This is a genomic window from Streptomyces sp. NPDC001985 (assembly GCF_040296845.1).
Classification (GTDB): domain Bacteria; phylum Actinomycetota; class Actinomycetes; order Streptomycetales; family Streptomycetaceae; genus Streptomyces.
Map to the genome: position 1 here is coordinate 1 of NZ_JBEOYB010000020.1, position 15,535 is coordinate 15,535.

The 15,535-nt window shown below is 74.3% G+C and carries 13 protein-coding genes; 4 read left to right on the plus strand and 9 right to left on the minus strand.

What is annotated here, in order from left to right; translation table 11 throughout:
• Positions 1–549 precede the first annotated feature (549 nt).
• The 3 genes from ABT122_RS11515 to ABT122_RS11525 form a co-directional block, all read right to left on the minus strand.
• Positions 550–1,254 (minus strand): DsbA family oxidoreductase, encoded by a 705-nt coding sequence (locus ABT122_RS11515; protein WP_351548944.1) that lies wholly within the window; start codon positions 1,252–1,254, stop codon positions 550–552.
• A gap of 214 nt (positions 1,255–1,468) precedes the next feature.
• Positions 1,469–2,086, minus strand: a complete 618-nt coding sequence (locus tag ABT122_RS11520; RefSeq protein WP_351548947.1) for a DUF1349 domain-containing protein — start codon at positions 2,084–2,086, stop codon at positions 1,469–1,471.
• 4 nt (positions 2,087–2,090) lie between these two features.
• Positions 2,091–3,623, minus strand: coding sequence for an aldehyde dehydrogenase (NADP(+)) (locus ABT122_RS11525; protein ID WP_351548950.1), 1,533 nt, complete (start codon positions 3,621–3,623; stop codon positions 2,091–2,093).
• Between the two features lie 140 nt (positions 3,624–3,763).
• On the opposite strand from ABT122_RS11525, the gene ABT122_RS11530 reads away from it, so the two are divergent.
• Both ABT122_RS11530 and ABT122_RS11535 read left to right on the plus strand, forming a co-directional pair.
• A complete protein-coding gene (locus ABT122_RS11530; protein ID WP_351548953.1) occupies positions 3,764–4,534 on the plus strand; it encodes an IclR family transcriptional regulator in 771 nt (256 codons plus the stop codon).
• 84 nt (positions 4,535–4,618) lie between these two features.
• Complete coding sequence (locus tag ABT122_RS11535) at positions 4,619–6,061, plus strand: peptidoglycan D,D-transpeptidase FtsI family protein (protein ID WP_351548956.1); 1,443 nt, start codon at positions 4,619–4,621, stop codon at positions 6,059–6,061.
• Positions 6,062–6,068: 7 nt separating this feature from the next.
• On the opposite strand, the gene araD is transcribed toward ABT122_RS11535, so the two are convergent.
• The 4 genes from araD to ABT122_RS11555 are packed head-to-tail and all read right to left on the minus strand — an operon-like array spanning position 6,069 to position 10,856.
• Positions 6,069–7,793 (minus strand): L-arabinonate dehydratase, encoded by a 1,725-nt coding sequence (gene araD, locus ABT122_RS11540; RefSeq protein WP_351548959.1) that lies wholly within the window; start codon positions 7,791–7,793, stop codon positions 6,069–6,071.
• Positions 7,790–8,704, minus strand: coding sequence for a dihydrodipicolinate synthase family protein (locus ABT122_RS11545; RefSeq protein WP_351548962.1), 915 nt, complete (start codon positions 8,702–8,704; stop codon positions 7,790–7,792). Before ABT122_RS11545 ends, araD begins: the two co-directional genes overlap by 4 nt.
• 29 nt (positions 8,705–8,733) lie before the next feature.
• Positions 8,734–9,915, minus strand: coding sequence for a hypothetical protein (locus tag ABT122_RS11550; protein ID WP_351548965.1), 1,182 nt, complete (start codon positions 9,913–9,915; stop codon positions 8,734–8,736).
• Positions 9,912–10,856 carry a 5-dehydro-4-deoxyglucarate dehydratase gene (locus ABT122_RS11555; RefSeq protein WP_351548968.1) on the minus strand — a complete coding sequence of 315 codons (945 nt, stop codon included), beginning with the start codon at positions 10,854–10,856 and terminating at the stop codon, positions 9,912–9,914. Before ABT122_RS11555 ends, ABT122_RS11550 begins: the two co-directional genes overlap by 4 nt.
• 240 nt (positions 10,857–11,096) lie before the next feature.
• Here ABT122_RS11555 and ABT122_RS11560 point away from each other — a divergent pair, with 240 nt between their 5' ends.
• Together ABT122_RS11560 and ABT122_RS11565 are read left to right on the plus strand one after the other, a co-directional pair.
• A complete protein-coding gene (locus tag ABT122_RS11560; protein WP_351548971.1) occupies positions 11,097–11,921 on the plus strand; it encodes an NAD-dependent epimerase/dehydratase family protein in 825 nt (274 codons plus the stop codon).
• Positions 11,922–12,018: 97 nt separating this feature from the next.
• On the plus strand, positions 12,019–13,245 hold the full coding sequence (locus tag ABT122_RS11565) for a TerD family protein (RefSeq protein ID WP_351548974.1): 1,227 nt from the start codon (positions 12,019–12,021) through the stop codon (positions 13,243–13,245).
• A gap of 107 nt (positions 13,246–13,352) precedes the next feature.
• Here ABT122_RS11565 and ABT122_RS11570 read toward each other — a convergent pair whose 3' ends face one another.
• Together ABT122_RS11570 and ABT122_RS11575 are read right to left on the minus strand one after the other, a co-directional pair.
• On the minus strand, positions 13,353–13,583 hold the full coding sequence (locus ABT122_RS11570; protein ID WP_351548977.1) for a hypothetical protein: 231 nt from the start codon (positions 13,581–13,583) through the stop codon (positions 13,353–13,355).
• A 492-nt stretch (positions 13,584–14,075) separates the two neighbouring features.
• A complete protein-coding gene (locus ABT122_RS11575; RefSeq protein ID WP_351548979.1) occupies positions 14,076–15,524 on the minus strand; it encodes an alkaline phosphatase PhoX in 1,449 nt (482 codons plus the stop codon).
• Positions 15,525–15,535 lie beyond the last annotated feature (11 nt).

A 15,535-nucleotide genomic window follows, 5' to 3' on the forward strand; every position in this document is an offset into this window, starting at 1 on the left:
GGGGGCCCCGAAGACCCGGGGGCCCGGAAGACCCGGGGGCCCGGAAGACCCGGGGGCCCGGAAGACCCGGGGGCCCGGAAGACCCGGGGGCCCGGAAGACCCGGGGGCCCGGGCGGCCCCGGGCCCCCGCACCGGAGCGTGCCCGGTGGGCCGGAGGGGAGCGCCGGGGAGCCATCGGTCCGGATCGGGCCGGCTCAGCGAGCGGGGTCCGGTGCAGGGCGCCGCGAGGCGGACGATTGCGCCACTGCGGCGCCCGGGCGCAGGGGTGGGGGGTATCTTTCATGCCCGCCGGTGCACAGGGCAGGGAAACCGCCCGTACACGCCAGGCCACAGCGTGGAGGAACCTCCCGCGCCCACCACGGCACAGGGCGAGGGAACCTCCCGTACCCGCCGGCGCACAGCCTGGGGAAACCACCCGCACCCACCACGGCACAGGACAGGGAAACCACCCGCACCCGCCGGCGCACAGGGACCCCTCCGCGAGGAACGACAACGCGGCCAGGTGCCGTGCAGGGCACGCCGGCCCAGCCCGATCCCGGCCGGAAGGCCCTACCGTGGCGGCGCCTCGCACGAGCCTTCGGGGGCGCAGGTGCCGGCGGGGGGCGCCGGGGTGGGGGTGTGGTTCTGCCAGGCCTGCTCCAGGGCCTTGGTGAACAGCTCGGCCGGCTGGCCGCCGGAGACTCCGTAGCGGCCGTCGAAGACGAAGAACGGCACCCCGGTCGCGCCCAGCTCCGCCGCCTCCCGCTCGTCGGCGCGGACCTCGTCGGCATAGGCGCTCTCGTCGGCGAGGACCGCCCGCGCCTCGGCCGGGTCCAGTCCGGCCTCGACGGCGAGTGCGGCCAGGGTCTCGGGGTCGTAGACCGAGCGCTCCTCGGCGAAGTTGGCACGGTAGGCGCGGTCGAGGAGTTCGTTCTGGAGGCCCCGGGCGCGGGCGAGGTGGAGCAGCCGGTGGATGTCGAAGGTGGAGCCGTGGTCGCGGCCCTCGGTGCGGTAGCCCAGCCCCTCGGCGCGGGCGTTGGAGGCGACGTGCTCCTCCATCGCGAGGGCCTCCTCGCGGGTGCGCCCGTACTTCCGCGCCAGCATGTCCACGACGGACCCGGTGTCGCCCTTGGCCCGGGCGGGGTCCAGCTCGAAGGAGCGGTGGACGACCTCGACCCGGTCGCGGTGGGCGAAGTCCGCGAGGCCCTTCTCGAAGCGCGCCTTTCCGATATAGCACCAGGGGCAGGCGATATCGGACCATATTTCCACGCGCATGCTGTTCTCTCCAGAATTCGTGCGGGGCCGGGGGCCGGTTACGGGGGAGGGCGGGCGAGGCCGCCACCCCAGGCACAACGCGTACGGCGCCCGGCGGATTCCGCCCGTACGGCCGGGAATGTGCGACGGGAATGTACGACGAGGATGCGCGGCAGGGATGCGCGGCAGGGGCGTACGGGAGGGCGCCGGCTCCGCGCGGGCCCGCCGTGAGCGCTCAGGAGCCGTCCCGCAGGCCCGAGGGGGCCACCGCCCGGTACTCCACCCGGTCGAAGGCCACCTCGCACCCCTCGCCCGCAGGCGACTGCGCCAGAAAGCCGACCCGCGCCGCCCGCGCCTCCTCCTCTGTGCCGAGGGCGAAGAGCCGTGCGAAGGTCCAGCGGACGCCGTCCGCCGAGGCGTGGAAGGCGAAGGCCCGGCCGGTGCGGCTGACCCGGAGCCAGGCGGTGCCGTCGCCCGGCACCTCGTACGCGTTCGCGTCGTCGGAGTGCCCGCGCGTCACCACCGTGCAGATGGTGGGGCGCTCCGGGGAGCGCTCAAGACAGAGCTTGGCCCACTCCCGCTCCCCGGTCCGCACATGGAGCGCCCCGGCGTCGAAGGCCGCGCGGAAGTCCACGGCGACCCGGGCGATGAGCTGGAAGTCGCCCGCGGGGACGCCGAGCAGCCGGGGGGCGTCGGAGGCGGGGTCGAGCGCGGTGCCCGTCGGCGGGACGAAGAGGTCCTGGCGGGGGCCGGCCCGGCCGGTCAGGGTCCCGTCCGCGTACGCCCAGCCTCCGTCGGGGCCGTGGGCGCGCAGCGGGAAGGGGAGTTCGGGCAGGCGCGTCGGGTCGGTCACCGGCTCAGCCTCCCGCGCTCTCCGGGCGCCCGTCCACCCGCCGGGGCAGACCGAGCGGATTGTCCTCGCGCAGCTCCGGCGGGAGCAGGGGTCCGGGGGTGGTCTGGTAGGTGACCGGCCGCAGCCAGCGCTCCACGGCGGTGATCCCGACCGAGGTCCCGGTGGAGGTGGTGGCCGGGTAGGGCCCGCCGTGGTGCTGGGCGTGCGCGACGGCGACCCCGGTGGGCCAGCCGCCGATGAGGACCCGCCCGGCGAGCGGGGTGAGCAGCCGGACCAGGTCGGCCCCCCGCCCGCCGTACTCCGCCTCGGTGAGGTGGAGGGTGGCCGTGAGGCTGCCCGGCAGCCGGGACAGGACGGCGGCGATCTCCTCGTCGGAGTCGTAGCGGGCGACGACGGTCACCGGGCCGAAGCACTCTTCGAGGAGCAGATCGTGCGGCCCGGCGGCGGCCAGCAGCCGGGCCGGTACGCGGAGGTGCCCGGCGCGGACGGTGTGGTCGCCGCCGGGTCCGGGGAGCGGCGGGGCCTCCACCCCGGGGAGCGCCGCACGTTCCCGCACCCCGTCGAGGAAGGCGGTGCGCATCCGGTGGTCGAGCATCACCCCGGGGGCGGTGTCGCCGAGGGCGGCGGCCAGGGCGGTCAGCAGCCGGTCGCCCGCCTCGCCGGCCGGGGCGAGCACCAGGCCGGGCTTGGTGCAGAACTGCCCCTCCCCCAGGGTCATCGAGGCCGCGAGCCCGGCCCCGAGCCGGTCGGCCTGTTCGGCGGCGGCGCCCGGCGTGATCACGACGGGGTTGAGCGAGCCGAGTTCGCCGTGGAAGGGGATGGGTACGGGACGGGCCGCGGCGGCGTCGTGCAGCGCCCGCCCGCCCCGCACGGAGCCGGTGAATCCGGCGGCCGCGATCAGTGGGTGGCCGATCAGCCGGACGCCCGCGTCGAAGCCGTGGACCAGGGTGAGGACGTCCTCGGGCAGTCCGCTGTCCCGGGCGGCCCCGCGGAGCAGCGCGGCGCAGAGTTCGGCGGTGGCGGGGTGGCCGGGGTGGGCCTTGACGACGACCGGGCACCCGGCGGCGAGGGCGCTCGCGGTGTCGCCGCCGGGGACGGAGAAGGCGAGCGGGAAGTTGCTCGCGGCGTAGACGGCGACGGCCCCGAGGGGGATCTTGTAGCGGCGCAGATCGGGCCGGGGCGGGGTCGTCGTGGCGTCGGCGTGGTCGACGCGGATGTCGAGGAAGGCGCCCTCGTCCACGGCGTCGGCGAAGGCCCGCAGCTGCGCGGTGGTGCGGGCCAGCTCCCCGCCCAGCCGGGTGGGGCCGAGCGCGGTCTCGGCGTCGGCGGCCCCGACGACGGGCCCCGCGGCGCCGTCCAGCGCCGCGGCGGCGGCCCGCAGCAGCCGGGCGCGGGCGGACCGGTCGGCGAGTGCGGCGCGGGTGCCGTGGGCGGCGGTCACCGCGCGGTCCACCTCGGCCGCGCCCGACTCGGACGCGACCCGCTCCCGCGGGTTCCCGGTTCGGGGGTCGACGCTCCAGACTGGTGCTGCTGTCACCGCGGCTTCCTTCCGGATTTCCGCACCAGAACGCCCCCCACCAGCAGTTGTTCGGTAGTGTGAACAGCGTTCCCGGTGCTGAATGGTAAGGGGACTCTATTTCCGCGCGTTCCGCACGGTCAAGAAGGAGCGATACAGCGATGCCGACGGCCGATTCCGGTGGAGCACAGGTCAAGTCCGCTGTGCGGACGGTGGAGTTGCTGGAGTTCTTCGCCGGGCGCCCCGGCATGCACTCGCTCGCCGCAGTCCAGGAGGCCGTCGGCTATCCCAAGTCGAGCCTGTACATGCTGTTGCGGACCCTGGTCGAGCTGGGCTGGGTGGAGACGGACGCGACCGGCACGCGGTACGGCATCGGGGTGCGCGCCCTGCTGGTCGGCACGTCCTACATCGACGGGGACGAGGTGGTGGCGGCGGCCCGCCCCACCCTGGACCGGCTCTCCGACGACACCACGGAGACCATTCACCTGGCCCGGCTCGACGGCACCAATGTGGTGTATCTGGCCACCCGCCAGTCGCAGCACTATCTGCGCCCCTTCACCCGCGTCGGCCGCCGGCTGCCCGCGCACTCCACCTCGCTGGGGAAGGCGCTCCTCGCGACCCACAGCGACGAGCAGGTGCGGTCGATGCTCCCGCCGGCGCTGGCCGCGCTGACCGAGCACACTCTCACGGACCGCGAGAAGCTCATCCGGGAGCTGCGGGTCATCCGGGAGCAGGGCTATGCCGTGGACCGCGAGGAGAACACCCTCGGGCTGCGCTGCTTCGGCATCGCGATCCCCTACCGGACCCCGGCGCGGGACGCGATCAGCTGCTCGGTGCCGGTGGCGCGGCTCACCCCGGCCCATGAGCAGCTGATCAAGGACGCCCTGTTCGACGCGCGGGACCGGCTGACGCTGGCGACCCGGCGGCTGTGACCCGTACGCCCGGACATATGAGGAATTCCTGAGAAGCGGCCGGACCGGGAACGGCCGGGCGGGGGCCGTTCGTCTATCGGTGGGATGAACAGGACGATCAGACACTCCGCCGTCTTCAGTCTTCTCCTGGTGCTCGCCCTGCTGGTCAGGGCCACCTGGCTCCAGGCGTACAAGGCCGACGCACTCGCGGAGAACGACAGGAACCCGCGCCCGACCATCGCCCGGTACGCGCAGCCGCAGGGCGATGTCATCGTGGCCGGAGCCCCGGTGACCGGTTCGGTGAAGAGCTCCGGCGACACCTTCGCGTACCAGCGCGACTACCCCCACGGCGGGCTGTACGCGCCGGTGACGGGGTACAGCTCGCAGGCGTACGGCGCGACCCAGCTGGAGGGGATCCACGGCGACGTGCTGGACGGCTCCGACAGCCGGCTGAAGAACCCGGCGGACGCGCTCACGAACAAGCGGCAGGAGCCGGGCGATGTGCTGACCACCATCGACCCCGCCGTGCAGAAGGCGGGGTACCGCGCGCTGGGCGACACCAAGGGCGCGGCGGTGGCGATCGACCCGGAGAGCGGGGAGATCCTCGCGATGGTGAGCACCCCGTCGTACGACCCGTCCACCATCGCCGGCGCCTCGGACGGCGAGGAGTGGCGAAAGCTCCTCGCGGACGAGGACAAGCCGCTGGTGAACCGGGCGCTGCGGCAGCCGCTGCCGCCCGGCTCGACCTTCAAGCTGGTGGTCGCCGCCGCGGCGCTGGAGGAGGGTCTCCACGGCTCGGTGGACGAGCCGACCGACAGCCCGATGCCGTACACCCTGCCGGGCACCGTCCGGGAGCTGCCCAATGACATCGCCGGCGCTCCCTGCGAGAACGCCTCGCTCCGGACGGCCCTGCGGTACTCCTGCAACAACGTCTTCGCCCAGATCGCCGCCGATCTGGGGCAGGACGCGGTGCGCGCCACGGCGGAGCGGTTCGGCTTCAACGAGAAGGAGCTGGACGTCCCGGTCCGCGCGCACGAGAGCATCTATCCGACCGGGATGGACCAGGCCCAGACGGCCCTGACGGGCATCGGGCAGTTCGAGGTGACCGCGACCCCGCTCCAGATGGCGATGGTCTCCGCCGCGATAGCCAACGGCGGGGAGCTGAAGGAGCCGCACATGGTCTCCGAGGTGGTCGACGGCGACGGGAACACGCTGGACGCGTACGACGGCGGCGACCCGAGGCGGATCGTCTCCGCCGAGACGGCCGAGCAGCTGCGCAGCGCCATGGTCACCGTCGTGGAGGACGGCACCGCCTCCAACGCCCGGGTCGCGGGCGCCGAGGTCGGCGGCAAGACGGGCACGGCCCAGCACGGCGAGAACAACAGCGAGACGCCGTACGCCTGGTTCACCTCCTACGGCGAGACCGGTGACCGGCAGGTCGCGGTGGCGGTGATCATCGAGGACGCGGGCGGTCCGCGCTCCGAGGTCAGCGGCAACGGCCTGGCCGCGCCCGTCGCGCAGAAGATGATGGCCGCGGCGCTGAAGTGAGCCGGCGCTACCCGGCGTACGGATCGGGGGTGCGGCCCTCCCGGGCGAGGAAGCCGAAGTCGCAGCCGGTGTCGGCCTGGGTGATGTGCTCGGCGTAGAGCGCGCCGTACCCCCGCTGGAACCGTTCGGGCGGGGGTGTCCAGGCCGCGCGGCGGCGGGCCAGCTCCGGGTCGGGGACCTCCAGGCGCAGGGTGCGCGCGGGCACGTCGAGCGTGACGGGGTCACCGCTGCGGACCAGCGCGAGAGGGCCGCCGACATGGGACTCGGGGGCGATGTGCAGCACGCACGCGCCGTAGCTGGTGCCGCTCATCCGGGCGTCGGAGATCCGCACCATGTCCCGTACCCCCGCCCGCAGCAGGTGGTCGGGCAGCGGCAGCATGCCGTACTCGGGCATGCCGGGGCCGCCCAGGGGGCCCGCGTTCTGGAGGACCAGCACATGGTCGGGGGTGATGCCGAGCGCGGGGTCGTTCAGGGTGCGCTGGAGGGTGCGGTAGTCGGGGAAGACCACGGCGGGCCCGGTGTGCCGCAGCAGCCGGGGCTCGGCCGCGATGTGCTTGATCACCGCTCCGTCCGGGCAGAGGTTGCCGCGCAGCACCGCCACTCCCCCCTCGGCGGCCAGCGGGTCGTCCCGCTCCCTGATCACCCGGGGGTTGTGGACGCGCGCGCCCGCGAGCTGCTCGCGCAGGGTGGCGTGGGCGACGGTGGGCCGGTCCAGATGGAGCACGTCGAGGAGCCGGGTGAGAAGTCCGGGCAGCCCGCCCGCGAAGTGGAAGTCCTCCATCAGATAGCGGCCACCGGGGCGGACGTCGGCCAGCACCGGGACCGTACGGGCGATCCGGTCGAAGTCGTCGAGGGTGAGGCGGACCCCGGAGCGTCCGGCCATCGCGATCAGATGGATCACGGCGTTGGTGGAGCCGCCGAGCGCGAGGACGGTGGCCACGGCGTCCTCGTACGCCTCCCGGGTGAGGACGGCACGGGGCCGCAGGTCCCGGTGGACGAGACCGACGATCAGCCGGCCGGACGCGGCGGCCATCCGCTCGTGCGCGGAGTCGACGGCGGGGATGGAGGAGGCGCCGGGGACGGTGACGCCGAGGACCTCGGCGGCGGCCATGAGGGTGGCGGCGGTGCCCATCGTCATACAGGTGCCGGGCGAGCGGGCGAGGCCGTTCTCCAGCTCGGCCAGCTCGGCGTCGCCGATGAGCCCGGCCCGCCGGTCGTCCCAGTACTTCCACATGTCGGTGCCGGAGCCGAGGATCTCGTCGCGCCAGTGGCCCGGCAGCATCGGGCCCGCCGGGACGAAGACGGCGGGCAGACCGGCGCTGGCCGCGCCCATCAGCAGGGCCGGGGTGGACTTGTCGCAGCCGCCCATCAGCACCGCGCCGTCGACGGGGTAGGAGCGCAGCAGCTCCTCGGTCTCCAGGGAGAGCAGATTGCGGTAGAGCATCGGGGTGGGCTTCTGGAAGGTCTCGGAGAGGGTGGCCACCGGGAACTCCAGCGGGAAGCCGCCCGCCTGCCAGACCCCGCGCTTCACGGCCCGGGCGCGCTCCCGGAGGTGGACATGGCAGGGGTTGATGTCGGACCAGGTGTTGAGCACCGCGATGACGGGCTTGCCGAGGTGCTCCTCGGGAAGGTAGCCGAGCTGCCGGGTGCGGGCGCGGTGGCTGAAGGAGCGCAGGCCCTCGGCGCCGTACCACTGGTGGCTGCGGAGGGCGGGGCCCCCGGGGCCGGTCACGCGTCCCAGCCCCGCACCAGGGCGGCGACCTCGGCCCGCCGGCCGGCCGGGAGTGTCCGGGCGGGCGGGCGGACGTCCCGGCGGCAGAGGCCCAGCGCGGCGAGGGCCTCCTTGACGACGCTGACGTTGTTCGCCGAACCCTCCTCGGCGCGCAGCTCCTCGAAGGGCCGCACCCGCTCCCAGACGGCCATGGCCTCGCGGTACGCGCCCGCCCGCAGGGCGTCGCGCAGCGCCAGGGAGAGCCGGGGGGCGACATTGACGAGCCCGGAGGTGAAGCCGGTGGCGCCGCCCGCCCAGTAGGAGGGGGTGTACAGCTCGGCGAGCCCGGCGACCCAGACGAAGCGGCCGAGTCCGGCGTCCCGGGCGAAGGCGGCGAAGGCGGCGGCGTCGGGGACGGCGTACTTCACCCCGACGACATTGGGGCAGCGCCGGCCCAGTTCGGCGAGGGCGGCGCCGGTGAGCCGGGGAGCGCGGATGTACGGGACGACCCCCAGCTCCGGCACGGCGTCGGCGATCCCCCGGTGGTAGTCGACCCAGCCGCCGTCGGAGACATAGGGGTTGACCGGCTGGTGGACCATGACCAGCCGGGCGCCCGCCGCCGCCGCGTGGCGGGCGGCGGCGACGGCGGCGGGCAGCTCATGGCCGACCCCGGCGACGACGGTGGCGCCGGAGCCGGCCTCCTCGACGGTCACCTCGACGGCGCGGCGCCGCTCGTCGGGGGTGAGCGCGTAGAACTCACCGGTGTTGCCGTTGGGGGTGAGGGTGGTGACACCGTGGCCGACGAGGCGCCGCAGCAGCAGCCGGTGGGCCTTCTCGTCGACGGTGCCGTCCTCGGCGAAGGGGGTCACGGGGATCGCCACCACATCGGCGAGCGCGGCGCGCACGGGGTCGGTGGGCCGGGTGTCCGTCATCTGCTGTCCTCCGTCGGGGGGTGCCGCCGTCAGGGGCCGGGGCCCGGGTGGCGCAGCCGGGTGAGGCCGCGGGCGACCGCCGCGAGGTCCTCGTCCGACGCCAGCCCGGCGTGGTAGAGCCGGAGTTCGCCCGCGCCCAGGGCGGCGGCCCGGCGGGCGTCCGCCTCCAGGGTGAGCGGGCTGCCGCCGAGCCCGCTCACCACGGTGAGGTTGGCCGCCAGCACGGAGCCCTCGGCGCGGCGGGCGGCGAAGGGCTTCAGCAGCTGGGGGCCGCCCGTACAGGGGACCACCACCCCGTCGGCCACCGACAGGATGTGCGCCGGGTCGACGCCGGCGTTCGCCCCGCAGTGGTACGCCACCGGGTCGGCGTGCAGCAGTACCCGGAAGCCCGCCGGGGCGGCGGCGCGGACCGCCGCGACGATGTCCTCCTGGAGGGTGCGGGCGGTACGGGTCCGGTAGTCGAGGGTGCCCGCGGTCAGCTCCGCGCCGAGGAGCTGCTCGATCCCGGCGCCGGGCGGCGCGCACCCCGCCCAGACCGGCTCCAGCGCGGTGCGCACGGCGGCGGCCAGCCGGTCGGGGTCCAGTCCGTGGCGGGCGCAGCCCTCCTGGCAGGCGGCGCAGAAGCAGAGGGACATCAGGTACTGGGCCGCGTCCCCGAGGGGGACTCCGGCGGTCTTGTCGTGGGCGTGCAGATGCGCGAGGCCGTACCAGCCGCAGGACTCCAGCTCGCAGCCGCGCGCGCCGGGCCGGACGGCGGCCTCGACGGCGAGTTCGGTGAGCAGGGCGCGGACATCGGGCCGGGCGATGCAGGGCGCCCAGGGGTAGCGGTCGCCGTAGGCGTTGACGGTGCAGACCTGGGGGTGCTCGGCGCCGAGGCGGGAGTTGTGGGCGAGCACCACCCAGGTGTGGACGTCGAGTCCGGCGCCGGTCAGGGCCGCGGCGGCCCGGCCGAAGGCGTCCCCGGGGGCCCAGTCGCCCGCCGGGGCGGGCCGCAGCTCGCGCCCGGCCCAGCGCCGCTCGTCCGGTTCGTAGAGCACCGAGGCGTACTCGGCGGTGACGATCCGGTGCCGGGGGTGGCGCGGGGTCAGCGCCCGGGTGGAGTGGTAGGCGGCGGCGAGGGTGACCTGTCCGGCGCCGAGCGCGGCGATCCGGGCGGGCGCGTCCGGATCGCCGACGACATCCCACGGGTAGAGGAAGACCGCGGCCTTCACCCGGCCTCCGCCAGCAGCGCGCGCCCCTGGTCGAGCAGGGCCGCGAGGGTCTCGACCTGGGCCGCCGACGGATCGCTCAGCGGTGGCCGCACGGGGCCCACGGGGAGCCCGGTGAGCCGTACGCCGGCCTTGACGAGCGAGACGGCGAAGCCGCGCCCCTCGTTGCGCAGGGCGACGAACGGCGCGAAGAAGCCATCGATGAGCCGGTTGGCGGTCCTGTCGTCGTGGCCGGTGAGCGCGCGGTGGAAGGCGAGGGCCAGATCGGGCGCGAAGGCGAAGACGGCGGAGGAGTAGAGGGTGATGCCGATGCCCCGGTAGGCGAGGCCGGTCAGCTCCGCGGTGGGCAGCCCGTTGAAGTAGAGGAAGTCCCGTCCGGGGGCGTCGCGGCGGACGGCGCTGACGACGCGCCGCATCAGATCGAGGTCGCCGTGGCCGTCCTTGAGGCCGGCGATATTGCCGGTCCGGGCGAGCCCGGCGACGGTGCCGGGGGTGAAGACGGCGTTGTCGCGCTGGTAGACGATGAGTTCCAGCGAGGTGGAGGCGGCCAGCCGGGTGTAGTGGCGCAGCAGACCGTCCTGGTCGGCGTGGACGAGATACGGGGGCAGGGCGAGCAGCCCGTCGGCGCCGGCCGCCTCGGCGAGCCGGGCGTACTGGACGGCGAGGGCGGTGCCGTAGCCGGTGCCCGCGATCACCGGGACCTCGCCCCGGGCGGCGGACACGGCGGTCTCGGTGCACCGGCGGAACTCGTCCGGGGCGAGGGCGTGGAACTCGCCGGTGCCACAGCAGGGGAAGACGGCGGCGGCGCCGGCCTCGATGCCGCGTCTGACGTGGTCGCGGTAGACGCCGAGGTCGAGTGAGCCGTCCGGGCCGTAGGCGGTGACGGGGAAGAACAGCGGGCCGGGGACCCGGGTGAGGCGTTCGGCGAGCGGGGCTGTGGTCACGGGCGCTCCCTGGCCGTGCGCCGAGCCGGCGGCGACTCGTGCACCGATCTGATCGATGTCCATGTCCCTGAACGCCGTCACGCTAAGGCAGCCCCCCGGGGGCGGTCAAGACGGAAAGCCGCAAGCGAGAGACGGATTCCGGTCCGCCGCGCCACACTTGACGGTGTCGGGACCACTCCCTAGCGTGTCCATGGATGTGAACAACATCCATGGACCTGAGCATCCCAAGGAGACTCATCCATGCCCGCACCCCGCACCGTCCTGCTCACCGGCGCCGCAGGCGGCCTCGGCACGCTGATGCGGGGGCTGCTGCCCGCGTACGGCTACACGCTCCGGCTCTTCGACGCCGCGCCCATCGAGGGCGAGCCGGACGCGATCACCGCCGACCTCTCCGACCGGCGGGCGCTGCGCGAGGCGGTATCGGGCGTCGACGCCGTCATCCATCTGGCGGGCATCTCGCTGGAGGCGCCCTTCGAGAAGATCCTCCACTCGAACATCGAGGGCGTGTACCACCTCTACGAGACGGTCCGCGAGGAGGGGATCGCCCGGGTGGTCTTCGCCTCCAGCAACCACGCGGTCGGCTTCACCCCCCGGCCGCGCGGCGAGCCGCCGCACGGCGCGGGCGAGCTGATCCCCGTGGACACCCCGCGCCGCCCCGACACCTACTACGGGCTCTCCAAGTGCTTCGGCGAGGATCTGGCCCAGCTCTACTGGGACCGGCACGGCGTGGAGACGGTCTCGGTCCGGATCGGCTCCTGCTTCATGGAGCCCTCCACGGTGCGGATGCTGTCGGTGTGGATGAGCCCCGGCGACGGCGCCCGGCTCTTCCACGCGGCCCTGACCGCCGAGGGCGTGGGGCACACGGTGGTCTACGGATCGTCGGCCAACACCCGGCTCTGGTGGGATCTGAGCAGCGCGCGCGCCCTCGGCTACGACCCCCGGGACGACTCGGAGCAGTTCGCCCCGAAGCTCGTCGCCGAGCAGGGGGAGCTGGAGCCGGGGAATCCGGCGCACGCGCGGCTGGGCGGCCATTTCGTCACCGATCCGCCGCGGTGGCCGCACTGAGACCGAGGCGAGGGGGGCGAGCGGGCGAGCCGCGGCCGGGGAGCGCGGCGGAAACAGGCAGGGGAACGGTGAACCGCCCTCGCTCGTTACTCCCGGCATGACAGCTATGACCCCCGGCTCGAACATCCCCCTCTCCGCCGCCCGCGTCACGGTGGACGTCGCCGCCCCGGTGCGGCTCGACGTATCGGGCCTGCTGCTCACCGCCGACGGCAAGGTGCGCTCCGACGACGATTTCATCTTCTACAACCAGCCGACGGGCCAGGGTGTGACCTACCGCTCCGGCGGCGGCAGCGCGCCCGACGCGATCGTGGTGGACACCGGAGCCCTCCCGCCCGGCATCGAGAAGGTCGTCGTCACGGCCAGCCCCGACGCCGCGGGCCAGACCTTCCAGGGCGTCGAGCCGACCGCCACCATCCGCACCGCCGACGACGGCGGTGTGCTCGCCACCTTCACCCCGCCCCGGCTGGGCACCGAGACCGCTCTCGTCGTCGTGGAGATCTATCTGCGCAACGGCGTCTGGAAGGCCCGCGCGGTCGGCCAGGGGTACGCCAACGGTCTCGCGGGCATCGCCACCGACTTCGGTGTCTCCGTCGACGAGGAGCCTGCGGCCGCCCCGGCGCCGGTCGCACCCCCCGCCCCGGCGGCCCCGGCGGCCCCGGTCCCGCCGTCCGCCCCCGTGGACCCGAGGGTGGCGGCGGCGCCCGCCGCTCCGGCCGCTCCCCCGGCGGCGCCCGCCCCGGGCACCGGAAAGATCAACCTGGACAAGGGCCGGGTGAGCCTCCAGAAGAACCAGACGGTCTCCCTGGTCAAGGGCGGCCGTCCGCTGCTCTCCCAGGTCAGGATGGGTCTTGGCTGGGAGCCCGCGTACCGGGGCAAGGACATCGACCTCGACGCCTCCGTGATCGCCTACGGCCCCAACCGCAACCACCTGGACAGCTGCTACTTCGGCAAGCTGTCCATCCTCAACGGCTCGGTCAAGCACTCCGGTGACAATCTGACCGGCGAGGGCGCGGGCGACGACGAGGCCATCACCGTGGACCTCGGCCGTCTCCCGGCGGAGGTCACCGGCCTGGTCTTCACGGTGAACTCCTTCACGGGCCAGAAGTTCAGCGAGGTCGCCAAGGCCTACTGCCGGCTGCTGGACGCGGCGACCGGTGAGGAGCTGGTGCGCTTCGACCTCACGGGCGCCGAGCCGCAGACGGGCGTGATGATGGCGAAGCTGATCCGGCAGTTCTCCGGCGAGTGGGAGATGACCGCGATGGGCGAGTTCGTGAAGTCACGCACCGTGCGGGGCATGGTGAAGCCGGCCGGGAAGGCGCTGTAGGGAGTTTCTTCCGGATCAGCCGTCGGGGCGCGGGGCGGGCGCGTCCGGGCCGGACATGCCGCCGGGGCCCACTGCCTATGGCGGCGGGCCCCGGCGGGGATCGGTTCTCAGAGCTTGGCCAGTTTGGCGAAAGGGCTCAGAATCCTGCCCTTGCGCCCGGAGAAGTCGACAAGCACCGCGGCGTTGTCGTTTTCGACCGCGATGATTCTTCCCAGGCCGAATTGATCATGTGAGACCCGGTCGCCCACCGCGTACTGTTCGATTGGCGGGGCTGCCGGGTTGTTGCGGTTGAAGGGACTGGACGGCAGGTGGCGCCGGGAACCGGCTGACTTCGTCATTACTGCAAGTATGGTCTCTCCGACCGTAATGCGACAGCGCCCGCGTCAACCGTGGTCAGATCGCAACCGGAGTCGGCCGCCGAAACCCCCGGTCGGCGGGGCATCGGGAACGACTGAACACCAGGTCAGAACGGCTGGCCGGAGGAGCGGGCCGGAGGCCGCGACCGTCCGACGACCCCCCGGCGCGGGCTCGGCGGACGGTCGTACCGGATCTCGATCACCCCGGCGGTGACCAGGTCGATCACCCCGGCCACCGGCTCTCTGCCGTGCGCCGGGCCGGTGGGATCGCGCTCTCCGCGCGCGGGCGCCGGGCCGCCGGCTCCGGGGCCGTCCCGGCAGGCATTCCGCCGGGCCCCGCACGGCGCGCCCGCGCGGCTCGCGCTCCACTCCAATGAGCGATGCGGCGTTCCGCGCGATCCGCTCCGGGGCCGGCGGCGCGACCGGGTGCCCGTACCGCCGCGAGGGGCCGTGCGGGCACCCGGCGGAGCGCTGTCAGTCGCGGTGCGCGTGGCGCTTCCAGGGGCCGGTGATCGCGAACATGATGCCGGGGCTCTGCATGTTCGCGTACAGGGTGCGGCCGTCGGCGGAGAACACGACCCCGGTGAACTCGCTGTACTCCGGGGCGTCCTCGGTGCCGAGGTTCCGTTCGTTGCGGGCTATGGGGTAGGTACGGCCCCGGTCGGTCGCGCCGAAGAGGTGCTGGGCTCCCTCGCCGTCCTCGGCGATGATCAGCCCGCCGTACGGGGAGACGGTGATGTTGTCCGGGCCGTCGTAGCCGCCGCCCCGGGTGGGGTCGTCGCTGACACCGAGGAGCACCTTCAGGGTGAGGGTGCGGCGCCTGGGGTCGTAGAACCAGACCTGCCCGGAGTGCGGGCCGGGGCTGTCCCCACGGGCGTACGAGGAGACGATGTACGCCCCTCCGTCGCCCCACCACGCGCCTTCGAGCTTCCGGCCCCGGGTGACGGCGCCGTCGGCGAACTGGAGCCGTACGGGGGTGGTGCGGGCGTCCCGGTCGGGTACATCGGTCCAGTCCACGCCGTAGACCGTGCCGAGCCTGGTGGCCCGGGAGAGATCGTCGACGAACCGGCCGCCGGAGTCGAAGCAGCGGGGGGCCTGGAGCACCCCGGCGTCGTCCGCGAGGGTGCGGAGCCTGCCGCGCCCGTGTTCGAAGCCGGCCGGGGGGACCCAGCGGTAGAAGAGGCCGTGGGGTTCGCCCGCGTCCTCGGTGAGGTAGGCGTGGCCCCGGCGGGGGTCGATGACGACGGCCTCGTGGGCGTAGCGGCCGAAGGCCTTGACCGGGCGGGGGTCGCGGTTGGCGCGGCGGTCGTAGGGGTCGACCTCGAAGACATAGCCGTGGTCCCTGGTCATGCCGTTCTGGCCGGCCAGCTCCTCGGTCTCCTCGCAGGTGAGCCAGGTGCCCCAGGGGGTACCGCCGCCGGCGCAGTTGGTGGAGGTGCCGGCGACGCCGACCCACTGGGCCACCTCGCCGTGCCGGTGCGCCTCGACGACGGTGCAGCCGCCCGCAGCGGCCGGGTCGTAGACGAACCCCTCGGTGAGCGGCACCGGATGGCGCCAGCGGGGGCGGGTGCCGCGCAGCTCGTGGTTGACGACGAGGAGGTTCACACCGCGGGGGCCGGGGAAGGCGGCGGTGCCGTCGTGGTGGGACGGGGTGAACTCGCCGGTGTCCAGGCGGGTGACACCGGCTTCGGTCAGGACGCGGTAGGAGAATCCTTCCGGCAGTGCGAGCAGCCCGTCCGGGTCGGGGAGCAGCGGCCCGTAGCCGGGCCCGTGTTCCCCTTCGTCGTCCCCGCCCCGCTCCGGTGAATCCTCGGCGGCGAGGGCTCCGGGGGCGGTGGCGAGGGCACCGACGGCACCGGTCAGGGCGATGCCCGCGCCGGTGAGCGCGGAGTGCCGGCTGAACTCTCTTCGGGTGAAGGGCATCGGGTGTCTCC